Source organism: Xylanimonas protaetiae, assembly GCF_004135385.1.
Taxonomy (GTDB): Bacteria; Actinomycetota; Actinomycetes; order Actinomycetales; family Cellulomonadaceae; genus Xylanimonas; species Xylanimonas protaetiae.
Map to the genome: position 1 here is coordinate 442,316 of NZ_CP035493.1, position 21,371 is coordinate 463,686.

Consider the following 21,371-nt stretch of genomic DNA (forward strand, 5'->3'; position numbering starts at 1 on the left):
CGACCTCGTGAAGGGAAGCGCAATCCCCCTCCGGGGTATTCCCGGCGCCGCTACGGGCCCAGGACCAGGGACGTCACCGACGACGCGACGTCCGTGAGGCGCTGTGCGGTGCGGTCGAGCAGGTCGTCGAGCGTCGTCGGCCCGGGCGCGATCGAGAACGCCGCCCGGATGCCCGCCGCGCGCGCCTGCGCGGCAGGCAGCAGCACCTGACCTGCGACGACGACGACGGGCGGCCGCGCGGGCGACGCGGCCGCGGCCCTCGCGACCCCGTCGGGCACCTTCCCGCGCACCGACTGCGAGTCGAACGACCCCTCCCCCGTGATGACGAGGGCGGCGTCGGCGAGCGCCGCGGGCAGCCCGACGGCCTCGGCGACCAGGTCGGCGCCGCGCTCCACCGTGGCGCCGAGCACCGCGACGAGCGCGGCAGGCACCCCGCCGGCGGCGCCCGCGCCGGGCAGCTCGCGGACGGCGACCCGCGTCTCCCGCTCGAGCACCCCGGCCCAGCGGGCGAGCGCCTCGTCGAGGAACACGACGTCGCCGGGCTGCGCGCCCTTCTGCGGCCCGAACACGGCGGCGGCGCCGTGCTCGCCCGTCAGGGGGTTGGTGACGTCGACCGCGAGCCGCCACCGCACGGCGCGCGCCCGCGGGTGCAGCCCGGTGAGGTCGAGCGATGCCGCGCGCGCGAGCCCTTCGCCGCCGTCGGGCACCTCCTCGCCCGCGGCGTCGAGCACGCGGACGCCCAGGCCCGTCAGGACGCCGGCGCCGCCGTCGGTGGACGCGGAGCCCCCGAGGCACACGATGACCTCCTCGACGCCGGCGTCGAGGACCGCAGCGGCGACGTCGCCGGTGCCGCGGGTGTGCGCGTGCAGCGGCTGGCGCTGCACGTCGCTCACGGCGGGCAGCCCGGAGGCGGAGGCGAGCTCGACGACGCCCACGCGGCCGTCGGGCGACGCGGCCCAGAAGGCCGTCGTCGGCCGCCCGAGGGCGTCGACCGTGGCCAGGGCGTGCTGCGGCACGTCCCAGGCGGCGGCGAGCGCCGCGAGCGTGCCCTCGCCGCCGTCCGCCATCGGCAGGCGCGTCACCCGCGCGGTGGGGACGGCGGCGAGGACGCCGGCGGCGAGCGCGGCCGCGACGTCGACCGCCGCGAGCGACCCCTTGAAGGAGTCGGGGGCGACGACGACGTGCGGACCGGTGCCTGCGGTGCTGGTCACTCGGTCGACGATACCGAGACGAACTCGCTCGTGAGCCGCGGAGCGGGCTTGAGCACGAGGTGCAGCGGCCACCACATCGTGTCCCCGACATCGAGCGTCAGGGCCGTGACCAGCACGGACCGCACGACGATCGTGTCGAGCAGGACGCCGAACGCGACGGTGAACCCGATCTCGGCGAAGCTCACGACGGGCAGGGTCGCCAGGGCCGCGAAGGTGCCCGCGAGCACCAGGCCGGCCGACGTGATGACGCCGCCCGTGGCCGCGAGCCCGCGCACCGCGCCCTGCCGGGTGCCGTGGAGCAGCGACTCCTCCCGCACGCGGGTCATGAGGAAGATGTTGTAGTCGATGCCGAGCGCCACGAGGAACACGAACGAGAACAGCGGCATGGACGGGTCGGCCCCGGCGAAGTCGAGCACGTGCCGGAACACCAGGGCGCTGACGCCGAGCGCGGCCCCGAAGGACAGGACCACGGTGCCCATGAGCAGCAGCGGCGCGACGAGGGAGCGCAGCAGCAGGGCCAGGACCACGAGCACGGTGACGAGGATCGCGGGCATGACGACGCGGTTGTCGGCGCTCGCGGCGGCCAGGGTGTCGACCGTGGTGGCGGTCGCGCCGCCCACCTGGGCGTCCGCGCCCTCGATGGCGTGGACGGCGTCGCGCGCCCGGTCGACGGTCGCCTCGGCGGCCTCGGAGTCGGGCGCGTCGAGCAGCGTGGCCTCCACGACGGCGTCCGCGCCGGAGACGACGGGGTCGGTGATCGAGGCCGGGTCGAGCCCGGTGACGCCGGCCAGCGCCGTGGTCACCGCGCCGATGGCGTCGGCGTCCGCGACCACGACGACCGGCTGCCCCGCCCCCGCGGGGAAGTGCGCGGCGAGCTCCTTGCCGGCGACGATCGACGGCTGCTCGCCGCGGAACGACTGCTCGGCGGTCAGGCCCGTCGCGGAGAGCTGCACGACGCCGACCGACATCGCCGCGAGCACGAGCGACGTCGTCACCCAGGTGCGGCGCGGCGCCTTGCTGATGCGGGCGCCCAGGCGCGCCCAGATGCCGTGCGCGGTCGGCTCCGGCGCGCCCAGGGCGGGCACGCGCGGCCAGAACACCCACCGCCCGCACACCACGAGCAGCGCCGGCAGCAGCGTGAGCATGACGGCGACGGCCACGACGACGCCGATCGCGGCCACCGGCCCCAGCCCGGACGTCGACGCGAGCTGGGCGAGCACAAGGCACAGCATGCCGAGGGCCACGGTCGCGCCGGACGCGATGATCGCGGGCGCGGCCCGGTGCAGCGCGACGGCCATGGCCTCGTGCCGGTCGGCGTGCCGTCGCAGCTCCTCGCGGTACCGCGCCACGAGCAGCAGCGCGTAGTCGGTGCCCGCGCCGAACACGAGCACCGTGAGGATGCCCTGCGACTGCGCGTTCACCTCGAGGACGCCCTCCCGGGCGAGCACCGCGATGACGGCCTGCGCCACCACGAGCGAGACGCCCGCCGAGACGAGCGGCAGCACCCACAGCACGGGGCTGCGGTACGTCAGCAGCAGGATGACGACGACGACGCCCATGGCCGCGTACAGCAGCGTCGACTCGATGCCGGAGAAGGCCGTCGCGGAGTCCGCCGCCATCCCCGCGGGGCCCGTGATGCCGACACGGAGCCCGTCGGCGCCGTCCTGCGCGATCGCCCGGACCTCGTCGACGAACCCGGGCGCGGCGTCCCAGCCCGCGTCGCCCATCGTGTACGGGACGATGACCTGGACCGCCTTGCCGTCCTGCGACAGGAACGGGCCCATCACGTCGCCGTCGACGCCGGCGAGCGCCGCGAACGCCGCGACGTCCGCGGTGGCCTTCGCCAGGTCGACGGGTGTGACGCCCGCGTCGCGCACATAGCCGACGACGGCGGTCGCGACGTCCTCCTCGCCGAGCGCCTGCGTGCGGTCCAGCACCTCCGTGGACTCGGCGTTCGTGGGCAGCCAGGCCTTGGAGTCGTTGGACTGGTGCTGGGTGAGCGTGCCCGCGAGCGGGCTCAGGAGCGCCGCGGCGGCGACCCACGCGGCGACGATCAGCCACTTGGCGAGGCGGTGCGTGATCCAGCGGGGCACAGCGGACATGGGAGTCTCCCGTGGCGGAGTGGTGGAAGAGACGTGGCGCCCTCTCAGGCTGCCGCCGCGTCCTGGCCCGCCGTAACCAGGGATCCCCCGACTTCGCAGGGGGGTCACCCCGAGGTCCGCCCGGGGTGCGCACCCTAGGGAGGGCGCCGTGCCCGGTTCAGGACCTGTCGGGGGCCGCGATGCCAGCCTGCGCCGAGCGCAGCCGCTCCAGCAGGCCGCGCAGGGCGCGCTGCTCGTCGTCGTCGAGCGCGCCCCCGACGAACCGGCCGATGGCCTCCTGGTGCCGGGCGCCGACGTCGTGCTGGAGCCGGCGCCCTTCCGCGGTCAGCGTCACGAGCGTGCCGCGCGCGTCGTCCGACGGCGTGGAGCGCGTCAGCAGGCCGCGCGACTCCATGCGCTCCACGAGGCGGGACACGGACGACTGGACCAGGAACAGGCGGCCCGTGAGGTCACGCAGGCGCAGGGCGCCGCCCGCCTGTGTGAGGACGAACAGCACGTCGTACTCGCGCAGCGACACCTCGTGCCAGATCGGGTCCTCCTGGAGGCGGCGCAGCAGCTCGGCCTGCGTGCGGAAGAGCGCCTCCCACGTGGCGGCCGCGCGGCGGTCCGACGTCGGGTGCTGCTCGGCCACGGGCCGGCCTCAGCGACCGAGCCGGCGCTCGCGGCGCGTGAAGTCGCGCAGCGCGCGCAGGAAGTCCACGCGGCGGAAGTCGGGCCAGTAGGCCTCGCAGAAGTACAGCTCGGAGTGCGCCGACTGCCACATGAGGAACCCGCCGATGCGCTGCTCGCCGCTCGTGCGGATGACGAGCTCGGGGTCGGGCTGCCCGGCCGTGTAGAGGTGGCCAGCGATGTCGTCGACGTCGATGCGCTCGGCGAGCTCGGCGATCGTCGCGCCGGCCTCGTCCTGCTCGCGCAGCCAGGACCGGACGGCGTCGGCGATCTCGTGGCGGCCGCCGTACCCGATGGCCACGTTGACCTGCAGCCCGCGGACGCCGACGGTCTGGTCGGCGGCCTGGCGCAGCGCGACGGCGAGCCGCTCGGGCAGCAGGTCCAGGCGCCCGACGACGCGCACGCGCCAGCGCCGGGAGTCGGCGAGGCCGCGCACGGCGTCCTCGATGATGTCGAGCAGGTCGTCGAGCTCGCCGGCCGAGCGGGCGAGGTTGTCGGTGGAGAGCATCCACAGGGTGACGACCTCGATGCCGAGGTCCTCGGCCCAGCCGAGGAACTCGGTGATCTTGTCGGCCCCGCGCCGGTGCCCGGTGGCCGCCGTCTCGCCGAACGACTTCGCCCAGCGACGGTTGCCGTCGAGGATGACGCCGACGTGCCGAGGCAGGCGGTCGGGGGTGAGCCCGGCGGCGAGGAGGCGACGCTCGTACAGGCGGTAGAGCGTGTGGGGCAGGCGCACGCGTCCACGGTACCGGCCCCGGCAACCCCCGCCGGACGGTCTCACGTCGTGCGACCGCACGGGGCGACGGATCTTCACCGGTCGGGCACGCAATGCGCCTCGCTCGCCTGGCACCGCAAGGCTACGGTGACGTAACCTACGCAAGCGTAGGTTGCGATCCTGCCTACGGCCCACCACCGAGGAGACCACCCGTGTCAGCTCACGCCGACCCCCGCTCCGGCCGCGACGTCGTGCCGGACTCGATCGACGCCGCCCGCACTGCCGTCTCCCACACGGCCAGGTCGGTCTCCACCACGGTCGGCACCGCCGTCGCGCAGCTCAAGCCGAGGCTCCGCGGGTGGATCCACGCCGTGACGACGCCGCTCGCGCTCGCCGCCGGGATCGTGCTCATCGTGCTGTCGCCGCCCGTGGCCGGGAGGGTCGCGGCGACCATCTTCATGGTGACGTCGCTGTCCCTGTTCGGGATGAGCGCGATCTACCACCGCGGGCGGTGGTCGGCCAAGGTGCACGCCGTGCTGCGGCGCATCGACCACGCCAACATCTTCCTCATCATCGCGGGCACCTACACCCCGCTCGCGGTGCTGCTGCTGCCCCCGAGACCGCGACGGTGCTGCTCCTCCTGGTGTGGGGCGGCGCGGCCGCCGGCCTGCTCGCCCACCTCTTCTGGATGACCGCGCCGCGCTGGGTGTACGTGCCCATGTACGTCGCGCTGGGCTGGGCGGCCGTCGCGTACATGAACCAGTTCTGGGCCGCGGGCGGCCCCGCCGTCGTCTGGCTCATCATCTCCGGCGGCATCGCCTACACGCTCGGCGCCGTCATCTACGGCGCCAAGTTCCCCAACCCGTCGCCGCGCTGGTTCGGGTTCCACGAGATCTTCCACGCGCTGACGGTGGCCGGCTTCGCCTGCCACACGGTCGCCATCTTCATCGCGGCGGTCGCGGCCCGCTGACGCGACGGCCCGGCCCGCTGGGCGCGACGGCCCGGCCCGCTGGCCTCAGGCCGGCGTGACGCGGTAGCGGCGGTTCTCCAGGGACGGGTTCGTCGCGCGCGCCGCGGCGATCGCGGCCGGGTCGAGCGTCGTCACCGCGACCTGCGGCGCCTCGTCCAGCTCGAGCGCGACGACGCCGTCCGGGCCCGCCACGAGCGAGCGGCCCGTCACGGTGCGCCCCGCCATGCCGACGCCCACCACGACGACGGTGTTCTCGAGCGCGCGGGCGCGCAGCAGCGTGCGCCAGTGGTCGGCCTTGAGCGGGCCGGCGGCCCACGCGGCCGGGTAGAGCAGCACGTGCGCGCCCGCGTCGACGACACGGCGCGCCGACTCCGGGAACCGCAGGTCGTAGCAGGTCAGGACGCCGAACGGCATCCCCCGCACGACGAGGACGAGCGGCTCGGCGTCCGCCGCACCCGCCTCGAGCCGGTCCGACTCGCGCGCGCCGAACGCGTCGTACAGGTGCACCTTGCGGTACGTCCCGGCGAGCTCGCCGTCGGCGCCGACGGCCACGACGGCGTTGGACCCGCGCTCGGGCGTCGCGCCCGGCAGGACCGTCCCCGCGACGACCGCGAGCCCGTGCTCCCGGGCCAGGCCGCGCAGCAGCGTGACGAACGGCCCGTCGAGCGGTTCGGCGTGCTCGGCCCCGACGCCGCGGGGCTCGTACCCCGACGCGTACTCGGGCAGCACGACGAGGTCGGCGCCCGCCCCGGCGGCCTCCCGCACCACGCGCGCGACGGCGTCGCGGTTGGCCGCATGGTCCGCGGCGACCTCGACCTGTGCGATCGCGACCCGGACGGCGCCCGGGTCAGTCGCCGCCACCGCCACCGTCCCCTGCAGACCCGCTGTCGACGCCACCGCCGTCGAAGCCACCGTGCGTCGTGCGAGACGTCGGCGCGTGCGACGGCATCACGCCGCGCGACGGCATCACGCCGTGCGACGGCGTCGGGCCGTGCCCCGGCGTCGTGTCCCCGAACGGCGTCCCGCCGTCGAGCACGCCCGGCACGGTGGGCTCGGGTGCCCGGACCGGCAGCGGGAAGCCGTGGCCCACGCGGGCCGGCTCGGAGAGCTCCAGGCCCTGCGACCGCGCGTTGCGGGCCGTGCGGCGCAGCGAGCGCGTCATGAGCTGGAACAGGCCGATGGCGGCGAGCACCACCGCGAACGTGACGAGGAAGCCCACGATGCCGGGCGTCACCGTCGCCGCGTCGAGCTGCTCGGCGGGCGAGGGCGACGGCGCGGGTGCCGCGGCCAGCAGCAGGGCGATCACGAGGCCACCTCCGTCCCGCGGATGCCGGCGAACAGGTCGTCCTCGACGGCCCCGCGCTCGACGGCCGGGGGCACGCGGCTCGCGGCGAGCTCGTACTCGTCCCACGGCCAGACGTCGGCCTCGATGTCGCGCGGCACGGCGAAGAAGAAGCCCTCCGGGTCGATCTGCGAGGCGTGCGCGGTGAGCGCGGCGTCGCGCGCGGGGAAGTAGCCGGCCACCGGCACGAGCGTCGTGACCTGCCGCTCCGGGATCTCGCGCGCCGTGCGCGACTCGATCCAGTCGCCGAACGGTGACTCGAGCCCCTGGCCCTCCATGGCCTCGTGGACGGCGCGCAGCCGCCGCAGCGAGAAGCCGTGGTTGTAGTAGAGCTTGAGCGGAGTCCACGGGGCGGCACCGCCGTCGACGACGTAGCGGTGCGGGTCGCCGGCGGCCTCCCACGCCTCCATGGACACGGTGTGGCAGTAGATGTGGTCGGGGTGCGGGTAGCCGCCCGACGGGTCGTACGTGGTGATGACGTGCGGGCGGAACCGGCGCACGGCCTCGACCAGCGGCGCCGCGGCCTGCTCGACCGGCACGCGCGCGAACGCGTCGTCCGGCAGCGGCGGCAGCGGGTCGCCCTCCGGCAGGCCGGAGTCGGTGAAGCCGAGCCAGTGCTGCGCGACGCCGAGCGCCGCCGCGGCGTCGGCCATCTCCAGCCGGCGCACCGCGCGCTTGCCCTCGATCGACGCGAACTCGTGGCCCGCGGGCACCTCGAACGTCGGGTTGAGCACGTCGCCCCGCTCGCCGCCCGTGCACGTCACCACCAGCACCTCGGCACCCTCGGCGGCGTACCTGGCCATGGTGGCCGCGCCCTTGCTCGACTCGTCGTCGGGGTGCGCGTGCACGGCCATGAGCCGCAGCCTGCCGTCCGTACCTAGCGGGGCGCTGGTCAAGGGTGACCTCCATCGAAGACGAGCAACGTCACACGGTCCTGGCGCACCCCCATGCACGATGTGGCGCGCGTATCGACCACAATCATGCTCCATGAGCGACGTCGTCCCGCCCACGCCACCCGTGGACCGCTACGGGCGCCGGTCCGCCGGCCTGTCCCGTGGGGCCCGGGTCGCGATCGGCGTCGCGCTGGCGGTCGCCGTCGCCCTCACCGCCTGGCTCGCCCTGGCCCAGTACCAGCGCTCTCCCGTGACCGCCGACGTCGTCTCGTTCCGGGTCACGAGCGCCGAGGAGATCGAGATCGACTTCCAGGTGTCGATGCCCCCGGGGACGACGGCGGTGTGCACCGTGGGCGCCCTGTCCCCGAGCTTCGCCCAGGTGGGGTCGTTGCAGGTCCCGGTGGGTCCGAGCACGAAGGCGACCGCGCGCTACACCGTGACCGTGCGGACCACGCAGAAGGCGGACGCGGCGGTCATCGACAGGTGCATTTCCGGCTGAGCAACTTGCCCCGGGCGCCGGGGCACGGGCTACCCTGGGGGATTCACACGCTGTCCTGACACCAGCCGACGCGCGTGCCGACGCCGTCGGTGCGCTTCTGTGCGGCCTGGGGCCAGGCCAACCGAGCACCACGAAAGGAGAGCCGAAGTGAGCGACACCACGGTCACCTGGCTCACCCAGGAGGCTCACGACCAGCTGAAGGCTGAGCTTGAGCGCCTCTCCGGGCCCGCCCGCGCCGAGATCGTCTCGCGCATCGCTGCTGCCCGCGACGAGGGCGACCTCAAGGAGAACGGCGGCTACCACGCGGCCCGTGAGGAGCAGGCCAAGAACGAGGCGCGCATCCTGGAGCTCACGGCCAAGCTGCGCACCGTCCGGGTCGGCACCCCGCCGGACGACGGCATGGTCGAGCCGGGCATGCTGGTCGACGTCCTGCTCGCCGGCGAGCCGATGACGTTCCTCCTGGGCTCGCGCGAGATCGCGGGCACCACCGACGTCGACGTCTACTCCCCCACCTCGCCCCTCGGCGCGGCCATCGACGGCCACTCCATCGGCGACACGGTGAGCTACACCGCGCCCAACGGCAAGGTGTTCACCGTCGAGATCACGGGGGCCAAGCCCTACCAGGGCTGACCCTGCTGCACGCGAGGCCCCGTACCGACCGGTGCGGGGCCTCGTCCTTCTGCGGGGAGGGCGCCTCAGGCCCGCGGCGTGCGGACCTCGAACCCGGCGGCCGTGAGGCTCTCGGCGATCTGCGCGCAGTGCTCGGGCCCCTTCGCCTCGATCTGGAGGGCGACCATGACGTCGAAGACGCCGAGGGTGATGTCGGTGTGCGAGTGCTCGACGCGGATGATGTTGCCGCCGGCGTCCGCGACGGTCTGGACCACGCGGGCGAGCGAGCCGGGCCGGTCGGTCACCCGGATCGTCAGCTGCAGGTAGCGACCGGCCGCGACCATGCCGTGCTGGATCACGCGCATGAGCAGCAGCGGGTCGACGTTGCCGCCCGTGAGCAGCGGCACGACCGTGCCGGGGAAGCCCGCCGGGTCGTCCATGACGGCGGCGACGCCCGCCGCACCCGACGGCTCGACGACGAGCTTGGCCCGCTCGGCGACCAGCAGCAGCGCCCGGGAGAGCGACTCCTCGGTGACGGTCCGCACCTCGACCCCGAGCCGCTCGAGGATCTCGAACGGCACGACGCCGGGCGTCCCGACGGCGATGCCGTCCGCCATCGTCGGCCCGAGGCGGCGCGACACGGGGTGGCCCGCGGCGATGGACTGCGGGTAGGCCGCCGCGATCTCGGCCTGGACGCCGACGACGCGCACGTGCGGCGCGGCCTCGGCCAGCACCGTGGCGATGCCGGCCACCAGCCCGCCGCCGCCCAGCGGCACGACGATGGTGCCGACGTCGGGCACCTGCTCGAGGATCTCGAGCGCGACCGTGCCCTGCCCGGCGACGACGTCGGCGTGGTCGAACGGGTGGATGAGCACGCGGCCCGTGCGGGCCGCCTCCTCGCGCGCGGCGACGAGGGACTCGTCGACGCTCGTGCCGACCAGCCGCACGTCGGCCCCGTACCCGCGCGTCGCGGCGAGCTTGGGCAGCGGGGCGTCCACGGGCATGTAGACGACGGCGTCGATGCCGAGCAGCTGCGCGGCGAGCGCGACGCCCTGGGCGTGGTTCCCCGCGGACGCGGCGACGACGCCCGCGGCGCGCTCGGCCTCGGTGAGCCGGGCGATGCGCGTGTACGCGCCGCGCACCTTGAACGAGCCGGCGCGCTGGAGGTTCTCCAGCTTGAGCACCACGGGCGCGTGCGCGAGCTCGGCCAGGGCGCGGAACGGCTGGACGGGCGTGCGGACGGCGACGCCCTCGAGCAGCGCCGCGGCCCGCCGCACGTCGGCGAGCGTGACGGACGGGGCGCTCATCGCGCACCGCCGTCGTGCCCGGCCTCCGGCACTGCGGGCGGGACGCCGCCCACGTCCGCGGCGTCGTCGGCGACGGCGGAGGCCTCGCCGCGCGCGCGGCGCAGGCCGGCGGCGCGGCCGGTCAGGGCGATCGTGGGCAGGATGGGGCGCCGCAGCAGCGGCACGTGGTCGTCCGTGCCGAGCGCCGGGAACTTGTCCGTGCCGTGCAGGTACAGGATCACCGTGTTGAGCACGGCCGCGAGCGGCACCGCGAAGAGCGCGCCGATGATGCCCGCGGCGAGCGAGCCCGCCGCCACCACGAGCACCACGGCCACCGGGTGCAGCGACACGGCGTGCCCCATGAGGAACGGCTGGAGCACGTGCCCCTCGATCTGCTGCACGAGCAGCACGATCGCGAGCATGATCAGCGCGGCGACCCATCCCTGGGACACGAGCACGACGACGCACGCGATCGCCCCCGTGACGATCGCGCCGACGATCGGCACGAACGAGCCCACGAACACCAGCACGCCGAGCGGCAGCGCGAGCTTCGGCACGAAGAACGCGGCACCGATGCCGATGCCGGCCGCGTCGACGAGGGCCACGAGGATCTGCGTGCGCACGTACGCCGAGAGGGTGACCAGGCCGCGGCGTCCCGCCTGGTGCACGCGCTCGCGCGCGTTGACCGGCAGCAGGTTGACGAGCCACGTCCAGATGGTCCGCCCGTCGACGAGGAAGAAGATGAGGCAGAACAGGGCGATGAGCGCCCCGACGAGCACGTGCCCCACCGTCGTCGCCGCGCCCAGCGCGCCCGAGAGGATGCCGTTCGGCCCGCCGCTCGTCAGCGAGCTCGTGAACTGCTCCCAGTACGAGTTGAGCTGTTGCGTGTCGATGTGCAGCGGCCCCTGGGCGAGCCACTCGCGCACCTCGTCGAAGCCCGCGACGGCCTGGTCGGCCAGCTCGGTGAAGCCCGCGACGATCTGCCGCCCGGCCAGCGAGACGAGCGCCGCGACGAACGCGACGAGCCCGACGACGGACGCCGCCGTCGCGAGCCCGCGCGGGAGGCGGAACCAGCGCTCGAGGCCGTCGCGGAACGGCCGCAGCAGCACGGTGAGCAGCAGCGCGACCGCGACGGGCACGATGATCGTCTTGAGCTGTCCCAGCACCCACATCACGCTCGCGACGGCCGCGGCGATGAGCAGCAGCCGCCACGACCACGCGGCGGCGGCCCGGATGGACGGCGGCACGGACTGCGCCCCGTCGGTGAGTCGCTCGTCGGTCATGCAGTGCCCTCCAGCGCGTTCGCGAGGTCGGCGACCAGGTCGTCGACGTCCTCGATGCCTACGGAGACGCGGACCAGGTCCGCGGGCACCTCGAGGGAGGATCCGGCGACCGAGGCGTGCGTCATGCGCCCAGGATGCTCGATGAGCGACTCCACGCCGCCGAGCGACTCGGCGAGGGTGAACACCTGGGCCCGCGCGACGACGTCGAGCGCCGCCTGCTCACTGCCCACCTGGAACGACAGCATGCCGCCGAAGCCGCGCATCTGGCGCGCCGCGAGCTCGTGCCCGGGGTGCGACGGCAGGCCCGGGTAGAGCACGCGCGTCACGCGCGGGTGCGCCTCGAGGAAGGTCGCGACGGCGAGCGCGTTGGCCTGGTGCCGGTCCATGCGCACCGCGAGGGTCTTCAGCCCGCGCAGCGTCAGCCAGGCGGCGAACGGGTCGGCGACGGCGCCCGACGCGTTCTGGTGGAACCGCAGGGCGCCCGCGACGTCGCCCGTGCCGTCGGGCGCGGTGCGCCCGCCGGGCAGCGCCGCGCCGCCGACCACGAGCGCCCCGCCGACGACGTCGCTGTGCCCGCCCACGTACTTGGTGGTCGAGTGCACGACGACGTCGGCGCCGAGCGCGAGCGGCGTCTGCAGGTACGGCGTCGCGAACGTGTTGTCGACGACGAGCAGGGCCCCCGCGTCGTGCGCGACGCCCGCGAGCGCCACGACGTCGCTGATGCCGAGCAGCGGGTTGGTGGGCGTCTCGACCCACACGACCTGCGTGATCCCGGGGCGCACGGCGGCGGCGACGGCGTCGAGGTCGGTGAGGTCGACGGCGGTGTGCTCGACGCCCCACGCCCCGAAGACGCGGGCGATGAGCCGGTACGAGCCGCCGTAGGCGTCGTCGGGGAGGATCACGTGGTCGCCGGGGCGCAGCACCGCGCGCAGCAGCGTGTCCTCGGCGGCCAGGCCGGACGCGAACGCGAAGCCGTGCGTGCCGCCCTCGGCGCTCGCGAGCGCCGTCTCCAGCGCGGTGCGGGTGGGGTTCGCGGAGCGCGAGTACTCGTACCCGCCGCGCAGGCCGCCGACGCCGTCCTGCTTGTACGTGCTCGTCAGGTACACCGGCGGGACGACCGCGCCGGTGGTGGGGTCCGGGTCCTGGCCGGCGTGGATCGTGCGGGTCGAGAAGCCGGCCTGGGTCCAGTCGTGCGTGGTCACGGCTCCACAGTAGGGGGCGGCGTCAGCGCACGTCGCTGCGGGTAGACGGTCTCGGCACGCTCGAGCATGCCCACGAACCGCTCGACGTTGCGCGCGCGGGTCTCGGGCCGCCTGGCGTGCGTGAGGCGGAACAGGATCGCGAACCGGTTCTGGGCGGTGAGGAGCTCGAAGTTGGCGGCCGCGAGCGGGCTCGCCGCGAGCGCGGCCGCCAGGTCGTCGGGCACCGCGATGTCCTTGCTGCCCGCGTAGGCGCGGTCCCAGCGGCCGTCGGCCTTGGCGCGGTCGATCTCGGCCTGGCCGCGCGGGCGCATGCGGCCCTCCTCGGTCAGCCTCGCGACGATGCCGACGTTGCGGGCCGACCAGATGCTGCGGGCCCGGCGCGGGGTGAACCGCTGCAGCGACGTGTCGGCGTCGCGGCCACGCCCCTGCCCGTCGATCCACCCGGAGCACAGGGCCTCGTCGAGGGCGAGGTCGTAGGTGAGGGCCGTGGGGGCCGGCCGGTTCTTGCGGGCGAGCACGAGCCAGACGCCGTCGTCGTCGCCCTCGTGCGCGTCGAGCCAGGCGCGCCACGCGGCGGCGTCGGGCAGGAGGAGCACGTCGGTGGGCGGCGGGCTGGAGGCCATGTCCGCACGCTACGCGCCCTTTCGACGTCGTACTTCCTTGCGTCATGGCCGCCAGAACACAAGGAGGTACGACGTCGAAAGGGAGGGGAACAGGGGTGCCGCGGGCCGTGTTGGACCGTCCGGGAGCATCGTCGTAGCGCTCCCGTGGAGGAGGAACCGCAAGTGAGCTCGATCTTCGACCGCCTGCTGGGCGGCGACAAGCAGACTCTGGTCGCGCCGCAGGACGCGCTGCCCGGCCGCACGACGCCGGTGCTGCCCGCGCCCCGCCCGCACACCGTGCTCGGGACGCCGATCGCCGGGCCGTGGCCCGACAGGACGCGCGTGCTCTACCTCGCGATGGGCTGTTTCTGGGGTGCCGAGGAGATCTACTGGCAGGTGCCCGGCGTGGTGTCCACCGCCGTCGGGTACATGGGCGGCATGACGCCCAACCCCACCTATGAGGAGGTGTGCACGGCCCGCACGGGGCACGCCGAGACAGCGCTCGTCGCGTACGACCCCACGGTCGTCACGGAGGCGGAGCTGCTGCGCACCTTCTGGGAGCGGCACGACCCGACGTCCGGCATGCGGCAGGGCAACGACGTCGGCACGCAGTACCGCTCGGCCGTGTACTGGACCACACCGGAGCAGGAGGCCGCGGTGCGCGAGTCGGCCGCGGTGTACGGCGCGGCGCTGACGGCGGCCGGGTACGACCCGATCACCACGGAGCTGAAGCCGGCGGCTGAGGCGGGACCGTTCTACTACGCCGAGGACTACCACCAGCAGTACCTCAGCGCCGCCAAGAACCCGCACGGGTACCGCTGCCACGCGACGACGGGGCTGGCCTACCCGGCCTGACGGACCCTGGGCCTCGACGGGGCTCGGCCGGCGGAGCGCCGACCGCGCCCCGTCGAGGCGCCGGGCGTGGGTCGGCACGTCGAGGCCTCTCAGCGGGGCCGCGCCCGCCGCGACCGTCCAGAACGGGCCGCGCCCAGCACGGGCCGCGCCCGCCGCGCCCTTCCAGGCACCGGTCGCGCGCGCCGCGACCCCCGGGCGCGGCTGTCGGCGGCCGATGGCAGCATCGGTCTCGTGCTGTTCCACGACGTCGTGCGCACGTCCGCGCAGGTGGCCGCCACCCGCTCGCGGCTCGCGAAGCGCGCGCTGCTCGCGGGCGCGCTGCGCGCCGCCGCGGCGGACGACGACGCGTCCGGCGAGCTCGTCGAGGTCGTCGCGGCGTTCCTGTCCGGGCGGGTGCGGCAGCGGCGCACGGGCGTCGGCTGGCGGTCGCTCGCCGACCTGCCGCCCGCGGCGGCCGAGCCCTCCCTGACCCCGCTCGACGTGGATGCCGCACTCCAGGCGATGGCCGACGCCGAGGGCGCCGGGTCGGCGGCGGTGCGCACCGGCGCCCTGCGCCGCCTCTTCGCGGCCGCGACCGAGGACGAGCAGCAGCATCTGCGCGGCCTCGTCGTCGGCGAGCTGCGGCAGGGCGCGCTCGACTCCCTGCTGCTCGACGCCGTCGCCGCGGCCGCCGACGTGCCGCTCGCGGCCGTGCGCCGCGCCGCGATGTTCAGCGCGCTGTCGGGGCCCATCGCTCGGGCCGCGCTCACGGGCGGCGCCGAGGCGCTCGCCGCGTTCCGCCTGGAGGTCGGGCGGCCCGTCCGGCCGATGCTCGCCTCGCCCGCGCCCGACGTCGCGGCGGCCGTCGGGTCGCTCGCGCCCGCCGAGGGGGGTGCCGCCTGGGCGGGCGTGGCCGTGGAGGCGAAGATCGACGGGATCCGCGTCCAGCTGCACCGGCGCGGCGACGACGTCGCCGTCTACACGCGCTCGCTCGACGACGTCACCGACCGCGTGCCCGAGCTCGTCGCGCTGCTCCGGTCGCTGCCCGTGGAGGCGGCCGTGCTCGACGGCGAGGCGATCGCGCTGGGTCCCGACGGACGACCGCTGGCCTTCCAGGACACCGCGTCGCGCACGGGCACCCACGACGCCGCCGAGTCGGCGCGCGTCCCGCTCTCCGCCTTCCTCTTCGACGCGCTCCACCTGGACGGCGAGGACCTGGTCGACGCGCCCGAGGCCGCCCGGTTCGCGGCTCTCGAACGCGTCGCCCCGGCGTCGTCGCTGGTCAGGAGGGTCGTGACGGCCGATCCCGCCGAGGCGGGCGCGTTCTTCGCGGACGTCCTCGCGAGCGGCCACGAGGGCGTCGTGATCAAGGACCTGGCCGCGCCCTACGACGCCGGACGCCGCGGCGGCGCCTGGGTCAAGGTCAAGCCGCGGCACACGCTCGACCTCGTGGTGCTCGCCGTCGAGCGCGGTTCGGGCCGGCGCGAGGGGTGGCTCTCGAACATCCACCTGGGCGCCCGCGTGCCCGGCGCCGGCCCGGACGGCACCGACGGCTGGGTCATGCTCGGCAAGACCTTCAAGGGCATGACCGACCAGATGCTGGAGTGGCAGACCGCCCGCTTCACCGCGCTCGCCGACGGCCCCGCCGACGGGTGGGTGGTCAAGGTCCGCCCCGAGCAGGTGGTCGAGGTCGCCTTCGATGGCGTCCAGCGCTCGTCGCGCTACCCGGGCGGTGTCGCGCTGCGCTTCGCGCGCGTGCTGCGCTACCGGGACGACAAGCCGGCGTTCGAGGCGGACACGCTCGACGCCGTGCGAGCCCTGGCCCTGCCGTCCTGAGGCGAGAGACGTCCGTGGCGCCGTCCCGAGGCGGGAGACCGTGGCGCCGCCCGGGTGTCCCGGACGGCGCCACGGTCGGCGGGCTCAGGCGCGCGTGCTGCGGCGGCTGCGCGTCGTGTGCACGGCCAGGGTGCCGAGCGCCACGAGGACGACGGCCGCCACCAGGACGCCCGTGACCTGCGCGCCCGTGAACGCCAGGCGGCCGGTGTCCTCGACGCGCTCCGCGTCGTCGGTCGCGGCGAGGCGGGCGCCGGGGCTCGGCGCGCTGCTCGGCACGACGGCCGCCGGCGACGAGGAGGAGGAGGACGCGGACGGGCTCGGCGCGGCGAACGGGGCGAGCGAGACCGACGGGCTCGGGGACGGCGCGGCCTCCGAGGGGGCCGGCGCCGGGCTGGGCGCGGCGAACGGGCTGCCGGAGACCGACGGCGCCGGGGTGGGCGTCGGGGTCGCGGACCTCGTGGCCGTGGGTGTCGCCGCGGGCGTCGGGGTCGCCGACGTCGTGGGCGTCGGCGACGCGGCGGGCGTCGCCGTCAGGACCGGCGGCGCGGACGTCGGCGGGGCGTCGACGTAGGCGACCGAGTAGTGCGAGATCTTCTTGCAGCTGTGCTTCGCGACGTCGGCGTAGGCGATCGTGACCTCGGCGGCCGGCGTGTCGAGCACGACGATCTTCGGGCCGAGGCCCTGCTTGTCGGACCCCGCCTTGACGCAGTACGCCGAGATGAGCTTGCCCTCGGGCGCGTGCAGCGTCACCGTCAGCTCGTCGACCTCCTGGGACTTGGGCTCGTCCATGTCGGGGCAGACGTTGGCGTCGTAGTCGTAGGTGCTCTGGGGCCAGGTGTAGCTCATGCCGCCGGACGTGCCGCTGCCACCGCCCCACCGCTGGTGCGAGGCGGTGTAGGTCCGCCAGTCGAACCCGCCGCCGGTGGCGTGCAGCGTCGCGGCCGACGCGGAGGAGCCCACGAGGGCAAGGCCCGCGCCGAGCAGGACGACGGCGGCGAGGCGGGCGGAGGGACGGCGGAGCGACGTCGCTCCGCGGGTGATGGGCAGGCGCACGGACGCTCCTTGGCACGGGGGACGCGGCATGCGGGGTGGGCACACCGGGCGGCAACATAGCGGAAGCGGACGGACCGCGTAAATCCCTCTTACCTGCCGAAATGCACGTCGGCGTGCCGGAGATCAGCGCCCGCGACGCCCCTTGCCGCCCGCCGGGCGCCCGCCGGAACCACCCTTGCCGGGCCGCGGCCCGCCGCCCGAGCGCGGACCCGCTCCGCGCGACCCGCCGCCGCCACCGCGCCCCGCCCCCGGAGCACCCGCGCGCGGGCTCCCGCCGCGCGGCCCACCGGCTCGCCCGGCGCCGAGCCCGGCGCCCCGCGCGTCGCGCCCGCGGCCACCGTCCGCGCCCTCACGACGGGAGGACCCGCCGTCGCGACGGGAGGGCGCGCCCTCGCGGGCCGCGTCTGCGCCGCGCCCCGCGGCGTCGCCGGGCCGCTGGCCACGCCCGCGCGAGCTGTTGACCGTGCGCCCGCGGACGATGCCGATGAGCTCGTCGACCAGGTCGGTGGTGCGCTCCGAGACCCAGACCAGCCCGACGGGCGCCGTCGGGCCGCCGTCGAGCACCCGGTAGGTGACGTCCTTGCGGTGGTGCAGCCGCGCGAGCGACATCGGCACGATCGTCACGCCCGCCCCGGCGGCCACCCAGGCGATCGCCTCCGCCGTCGTCGGCGGCCGCTCCGCGACGCCGGACGGGTCCACGGACCCGTCCTCGCGGTACGCGGCCGGTCGCAGACCGGGCACGGGCGTGCCCGGCGCGTAGAGCACGTCGTCGGCGGGCAGGTGCACGACGTCGTCGGCGACGTCGTCGGCGCCCACCACCTCGTCCTCGTCGGTCGCGGCGAGCAGGTGGTCCCGCGAGACGACGACGACGGGGAGCTCCTCGTACAGGAGGATGGCGCTCAGGCGCGTCTTGTCGACGGGCAGGCGGGCGATCGCCGCGTCGACGTCGCCGCGGTCGAGCGCGGCGACGGCGTCGTCGGCCTCGACCTGGACGAGCTCGAGGTGCGCGGCGAGGCGCTCGCGCCACGTGCGCGCCCACTTGCCGGGGTGGCGCCGGGCACGTACCCGAGCCGGAAGACCTCGTCACGGGGCTCGCTCACGCGCCCAGGCTACGTCGTGGGGCGCCCCGGCTCCGGCGGCAGGCGCCTCGCGGGGACCACGCACCGCGGCAGGCGCCCTCGGGCACGTAACCTTGGGCGCATGGCCACTCCCTTCTCGCAGCAGGTCCTCAAGCCGACGAACGCCGCCAAGCGGCTGGGCGTGTACCTGCCCGCCACTCCCCCGGACTTCCAGGAGAAGGGCGTCACGCGCGAGCAGCTCGAGGAGCTGGAGAAGAACCCGCCGGAGTGGCTCGCGACGCTGCGCCGCGAGGGCCCGCACCCGCGGCCCGTCGTCGCCGGCCGCCTGGGCGTCTCCATCGCCGGGCTCGCGCGCGGCGGCATCACCGACCCGCTGACCACCGAGCAGATCGACGAGCTGCGCTCCGACCCGCCCGCCTGGCTGGTCCACGAGCGCGAGATCGCCACGAAGGTCCGCGAGGAGGACGAGCGCGTCGCGGAGAAGGCGGCGAAGGAGGCGGCGCGCGCCGCCCGCCGGACCGCGCCGCGCGACTGAGGTGGAGGCGGGTTCGCCCGTCGGCGGCGCGGGCTCGCCCGACGACGCCGGCCTACCCGACGGCATCGGCTCGCCCGACGACGCCGCGGCGCTCGCCGCGCTGACGCCGTGGCCCGAGGACGGGACGCGCGCCGACGGGCCCGTGGCCGTCGACGCGACCGACCGGCTCCTGCTGCTCGAGGCGCGCGCCCTGCTCGGGGCGGGCCGGACGCCGGCGGACGTCGTCGTCATGGGGGACCGGTTCGGAGCGCTGACCGTGGGGCTGCTGGCGCTGGGCGTCCCCTGTGTGCGCCTGCACACGGACGCCGTGACGGCCGAGCGGGCCGTGGCCGCGAACCTCGACGCGGTCCGGGCGCGCGGGCTGCTCGGTCCCGCGACGCTACGCGCGCAGGATGACGGGAGCACCGACGCGACGCGTGACGAGCGCACCGGCAGGCCGGGCGACCGGTGGGTCGTCCACGAGGCGCTCGAGCCCGCCCTCGTGCGCGGCGCCCGCCTCGTGCTGCTCCAGCTCCCCCGCTCGCTCGCGGAGCTGCAGGAGGTCGCCGAGCTGGTCGCCCGCGAGGCCGCCGACGACGTCGTGCTGCTGGCCGGCGGGCGTCTCAAGCACATGACGCACGCCATGAACGACGTGCTCGCGGCCTGCTTCGAGGACGTCCGGGCGACGCTCGCCCGGGGCAAGTCGCGGGCGCTCGTCGCCGCCCGCCCGCGGGCTGGCGCACGCACGGCGGCGCCGACGTTCCCGGTGGTCGCCACGCTGCGCGACCCCGAGCTGCTGGCCGCGGCCGGGCTCGCGACAGGCCACGACGCCGCCCCGGCCGTGGCCGGGAGGCCTGCCGACGCGCAGGGCGCGGCCGCCGGGATCGCCGTCGTCGCGCACGGCGGCGTCTTCGCCGGGGCCACGCTCGATCTCGGGACGCGCGCCCTGCTGCGCACCGCCGGCCGCTGGCCCGAGGCCGCCGACGCCGTCGACCTGGGGTGCGGGACCGGGCTCCTCGCCACCGTGCTCGCGCTGCGCGACCCGCGCACGCGCGTCGTCGCCGTCGACCGCTCGGCCGCCGCCGCGGCGTCGGCCCGCGCGACGTCGCGGGCGAACGGCGTCGCGGAGCGCGTCGTCGTGCTGCGCGACGACGCCGGCGAGGGCGCGGCACCCGGGTCCGCCGACCTGGTGCTGTGCAACCCGCCGTTCCACGACCGCGCCGCGCTGTCCACGGACGCCGCGCACCGCATGTTCGCGGCGGCCGCGCGCATGCTGCGGCCCGGCGGCGAGCTGTGGTGCGTCTACAACGCGGGCTTGCGCTACCGTCCGGCGCTCGAGCGGACCGTCGGCCCCACCGAGCAGGTGTCGCGCGACCCCCGCTTCACCGTGACCCGAAGCGCGACCCGAAGCGCGACCCGAAGCGTCCGCGCTGACGCGTGACGACGCGGTTTGCGTGGAAGCGTTTTCACGGCGAGGATGCCGCCGAACGCCAAGGGAGACGTCGGCCTTCCCGCGCGCCGACGACGGCGCCCGGTTCCAACGGAGGGATCAGGTGCAGCACCCGTGACTCGTGCAGGTGGACGGCGAGCCGTGACCATCACCGAGGTGGCCCGCCGCGCGGGGGTCTCGCCCGCCACGGTCTCGCGGGTGATGAACGACCGGTTCGTGGGCGACCCGGCCGTCGCCGAGCGGGTGCGCGCCACCGCCACCGAGCTCGACTACACGCCCAGCCCGCTGGCCCGCGGACTGGCCCTGGGACGCACCCAGACGGTCGGCTTCCTGGTCCCGGACCTCGCCAACCCGTCGTTCCACGCCGTCCTGTCGAGCATCGGCAAGGCCGCCGCGCCCGACGGCTACCGGCTGCTCGTCACCGACTCGGGCGAGCAGCCGCAGGCCGAGCCGCACCTGGCCCTCGAGACGCGCCGGCGGTGCGACGGCATCGTGCTGTGCGCCCCGCGCATGCCCGACGCCGAGCTCCTGCGCCTGCTCGACGCGCTGCGCCCGGTGGTGCTGGTCAACCGCCCGGCGGCCGTCCCGCGCGTGCCGTCGGTCGGGGTCGACTACGGCGCGGGCATGCGGGCGCTGGCCCAGCACCTGGTGGGCCTGGGGCACCGTGACCTGGTCTACCTCGAAGGGCCGGCGGCGAGCTCGTCCAACGGGCACCGCCTCGACGCCCTGGCCCAGGTCGAGCGCGAGCAGCCCGACATCCGGGTCCGGCGGATCGCCGCGGGCAGCACGTCGGAGGACGGCTACCGGGTGGCGGGCGCCGTCGCGGCCAGCGGTGCCACCGCGGCGCTGGCCTTCAACGACCTCGTGGCCGTCGGGCTGCTGGGCGGCCTGCGCGCGGCGGGGCTGCGGGTGCCCGAGGACGTCTCGGTCACCGGCTTCGACGACATCCCCTCGGCGCGCTACGCCATCCCCTCGCTCACCACGGCCTCCGTGCCGGTCGACGCGCTGGGCGCGGCCACGTGGGCACGCCTGCACGCGCTCCTCACGGGCGGCGACCCGGAGCACGACGTGATGTTCTCGCCACGCCTAGAACCCCGGGACTCCACCGCCCCGCCGCGCCCCCACGGCGCCCCGCAACACTCTTGACAACGATTTCAGACCCGGTCTAGCCTCCCGCGAGAAAGCGGTTGCACGCCGGGAACGGCCCCGGACGCTGCCCCGC

19 protein-coding genes and 2 pseudogenes are annotated in these 21,371 nt (G+C 75.7%); 8 read left to right on the forward strand and 13 right to left on the reverse strand.

Going from position 1 to position 21,371, the window contains the following annotated elements; translation table 11 throughout:
• Positions 1 to 50 precede the first annotated feature (50 nt).
• The 4 genes from ET471_RS01940 to ET471_RS01955 form a co-directional block, all read right to left on the reverse strand.
• Positions 51 to 1,211: a glycerate kinase gene (locus tag ET471_RS01940; protein ID WP_129186355.1), complete on the reverse strand. Its 1,161-nt coding sequence runs from the start codon at positions 1,209 to 1,211 to the stop codon at positions 51 to 53.
• Positions 1,208 to 3,313, reverse strand: coding sequence for an MMPL family transporter (locus ET471_RS01945; protein WP_129186356.1), 2,106 nt, complete (start codon positions 3,311 to 3,313; stop codon positions 1,208 to 1,210). The genes ET471_RS01940 and ET471_RS01945 overlap by 4 nt, the downstream gene beginning before the upstream one ends.
• Positions 3,314 to 3,470: 157 nt before the next feature.
• The gene (locus tag ET471_RS01950; protein WP_129186357.1) at positions 3,471 to 3,944 is read right to left on the reverse strand and encodes a MarR family winged helix-turn-helix transcriptional regulator; all 474 of its coding nucleotides are present in this window, start codon (positions 3,942 to 3,944) and stop codon (positions 3,471 to 3,473) included.
• Between the two features lie 9 nt (positions 3,945 to 3,953).
• Positions 3,954 to 4,718, reverse strand: coding sequence for an isoprenyl transferase (locus tag ET471_RS01955; RefSeq protein WP_129186358.1), 765 nt, complete (start codon positions 4,716 to 4,718; stop codon positions 3,954 to 3,956).
• A 230-nt stretch (positions 4,719 to 4,948) separates the two neighbouring features.
• Here ET471_RS01955 and trhA point away from each other — a divergent pair.
• Positions 4,949 to 5,667: pseudogene (gene trhA, locus ET471_RS01960) on the forward strand (PAQR family membrane homeostasis protein TrhA).
• A 45-nt stretch (positions 5,668 to 5,712) separates the two neighbouring features.
• Here the strand turns inward: trhA and ET471_RS01965 are convergent.
• From ET471_RS01965 to mca, 3 genes are read right to left on the reverse strand one after another with little or no spacing between them, the layout of a single operon-like run.
• The gene (locus ET471_RS01965) at positions 5,713 to 6,528 is read right to left on the reverse strand and encodes a carbon-nitrogen hydrolase family protein (protein ID WP_129186359.1); all 816 of its coding nucleotides are present in this window, start codon (positions 6,526 to 6,528) and stop codon (positions 5,713 to 5,715) included.
• On the reverse strand, positions 6,515 to 6,973 hold the full coding sequence (locus tag ET471_RS01970) for a hypothetical protein (RefSeq protein ID WP_129186360.1): 459 nt from the start codon (positions 6,971 to 6,973) through the stop codon (positions 6,515 to 6,517). The genes ET471_RS01965 and ET471_RS01970 overlap by 14 nt, the downstream gene beginning before the upstream one ends.
• Positions 6,970 to 7,863 (reverse strand): mycothiol conjugate amidase Mca, encoded by an 894-nt coding sequence (gene mca, locus ET471_RS01975; RefSeq protein ID WP_129190636.1) that lies wholly within the window; start codon positions 7,861 to 7,863, stop codon positions 6,970 to 6,972. Before mca ends, ET471_RS01970 begins: the two co-directional genes overlap by 4 nt.
• A gap of 133 nt (positions 7,864 to 7,996) precedes the next feature.
• Between mca and ET471_RS01980 the strand changes: the two genes are divergently transcribed.
• Both ET471_RS01980 and greA read left to right on the forward strand, forming a co-directional pair.
• Entirely contained in the window at positions 7,997 to 8,401 is a 405-nt protein-coding gene (locus ET471_RS01980; RefSeq protein WP_129186361.1) for a DUF4307 domain-containing protein, read from the forward strand.
• 147 nt (positions 8,402 to 8,548) lie between these two features.
• Positions 8,549 to 9,031 (forward strand): transcription elongation factor GreA, encoded by a 483-nt coding sequence (greA, locus tag ET471_RS01985; RefSeq protein WP_129186362.1) that lies wholly within the window; start codon positions 8,549 to 8,551, stop codon positions 9,029 to 9,031.
• A gap of 65 nt (positions 9,032 to 9,096) precedes the next feature.
• On the opposite strand, the gene ilvA is transcribed toward greA, so the two are convergent.
• The 4 genes from ilvA to ET471_RS02005 are packed head-to-tail and all read right to left on the reverse strand — an operon-like array spanning position 9,097 to position 13,404.
• Complete coding sequence (gene ilvA / locus ET471_RS01990) at positions 9,097 to 10,317, reverse strand: threonine ammonia-lyase (RefSeq protein ID WP_129186363.1); 1,221 nt, start codon at positions 10,315 to 10,317, stop codon at positions 9,097 to 9,099.
• Positions 10,314 to 11,579 carry an AI-2E family transporter gene (locus ET471_RS01995; protein WP_129186364.1) on the reverse strand — a complete coding sequence of 422 codons (1,266 nt, stop codon included), beginning with the start codon at positions 11,577 to 11,579 and terminating at the stop codon, positions 10,314 to 10,316. The genes ilvA and ET471_RS01995 overlap by 4 nt, the downstream gene beginning before the upstream one ends.
• Positions 11,576 to 12,781 carry a cystathionine gamma-synthase gene (locus ET471_RS02000; protein ID WP_129186365.1) on the reverse strand — a complete coding sequence of 402 codons (1,206 nt, stop codon included), beginning with the start codon at positions 12,779 to 12,781 and terminating at the stop codon, positions 11,576 to 11,578. The genes ET471_RS01995 and ET471_RS02000 overlap by 4 nt, the downstream gene beginning before the upstream one ends.
• Positions 12,778 to 13,404, reverse strand: a complete 627-nt coding sequence (locus tag ET471_RS02005) for a YdeI/OmpD-associated family protein (protein WP_129186366.1) — start codon at positions 13,402 to 13,404, stop codon at positions 12,778 to 12,780. The genes ET471_RS02000 and ET471_RS02005 overlap by 4 nt, the downstream gene beginning before the upstream one ends.
• Before the next feature lie 162 nt (positions 13,405 to 13,566).
• Between ET471_RS02005 and msrA the strand changes: the two genes are divergently transcribed.
• Both msrA and ET471_RS02015 read left to right on the forward strand, forming a co-directional pair.
• Entirely contained in the window at positions 13,567 to 14,238 is a 672-nt protein-coding gene (gene msrA / locus ET471_RS02010) for a peptide-methionine (S)-S-oxide reductase MsrA (RefSeq protein ID WP_129186367.1), read from the forward strand.
• A gap of 231 nt (positions 14,239 to 14,469) precedes the next feature.
• Positions 14,470 to 16,053, forward strand: a complete 1,584-nt coding sequence (locus tag ET471_RS02015) for an ATP-dependent DNA ligase (protein WP_129186368.1) — start codon at positions 14,470 to 14,472, stop codon at positions 16,051 to 16,053.
• Positions 16,054 to 16,137: 84 nt separating this feature from the next.
• Here the strand turns inward: ET471_RS02015 and ET471_RS02020 are convergent, their stop codons facing one another.
• Positions 16,138 to 17,106, reverse strand: a complete 969-nt coding sequence (locus ET471_RS02020) for a hypothetical protein (RefSeq protein ID WP_129186369.1) — start codon at positions 17,104 to 17,106, stop codon at positions 16,138 to 16,140.
• 123 nt (positions 17,107 to 17,229) lie between these two features.
• Positions 17,230 to 18,051: pseudogene (locus tag ET471_RS02025) on the reverse strand (LysR substrate-binding domain-containing protein); the annotation flags it as partial.
• A gap of 255 nt (positions 18,052 to 18,306) precedes the next feature.
• Here ET471_RS02025 and ET471_RS02030 point away from each other — a divergent pair.
• From ET471_RS02030 to ET471_RS02040, 3 genes are all read left to right on the forward strand, one after another.
• Positions 18,307 to 18,720, forward strand: a complete 414-nt coding sequence (locus ET471_RS02030; protein WP_129186370.1) for a DUF5997 family protein — start codon at positions 18,307 to 18,309, stop codon at positions 18,718 to 18,720.
• Position 18,721: 1 nt separating this feature from the next.
• Positions 18,722 to 20,140: a class I SAM-dependent methyltransferase gene (locus ET471_RS02035; protein ID WP_129186371.1), complete on the forward strand. Its 1,419-nt coding sequence runs from the start codon at positions 18,722 to 18,724 to the stop codon at positions 20,138 to 20,140.
• 150 nt (positions 20,141 to 20,290) lie between these two features.
• On the forward strand, positions 20,291 to 21,295 hold the full coding sequence (locus ET471_RS02040; RefSeq protein ID WP_242496378.1) for a LacI family DNA-binding transcriptional regulator: 1,005 nt from the start codon (positions 20,291 to 20,293) through the stop codon (positions 21,293 to 21,295).
• The last annotated feature ends 76 nt before the right edge of the window (positions 21,296 to 21,371 follow it).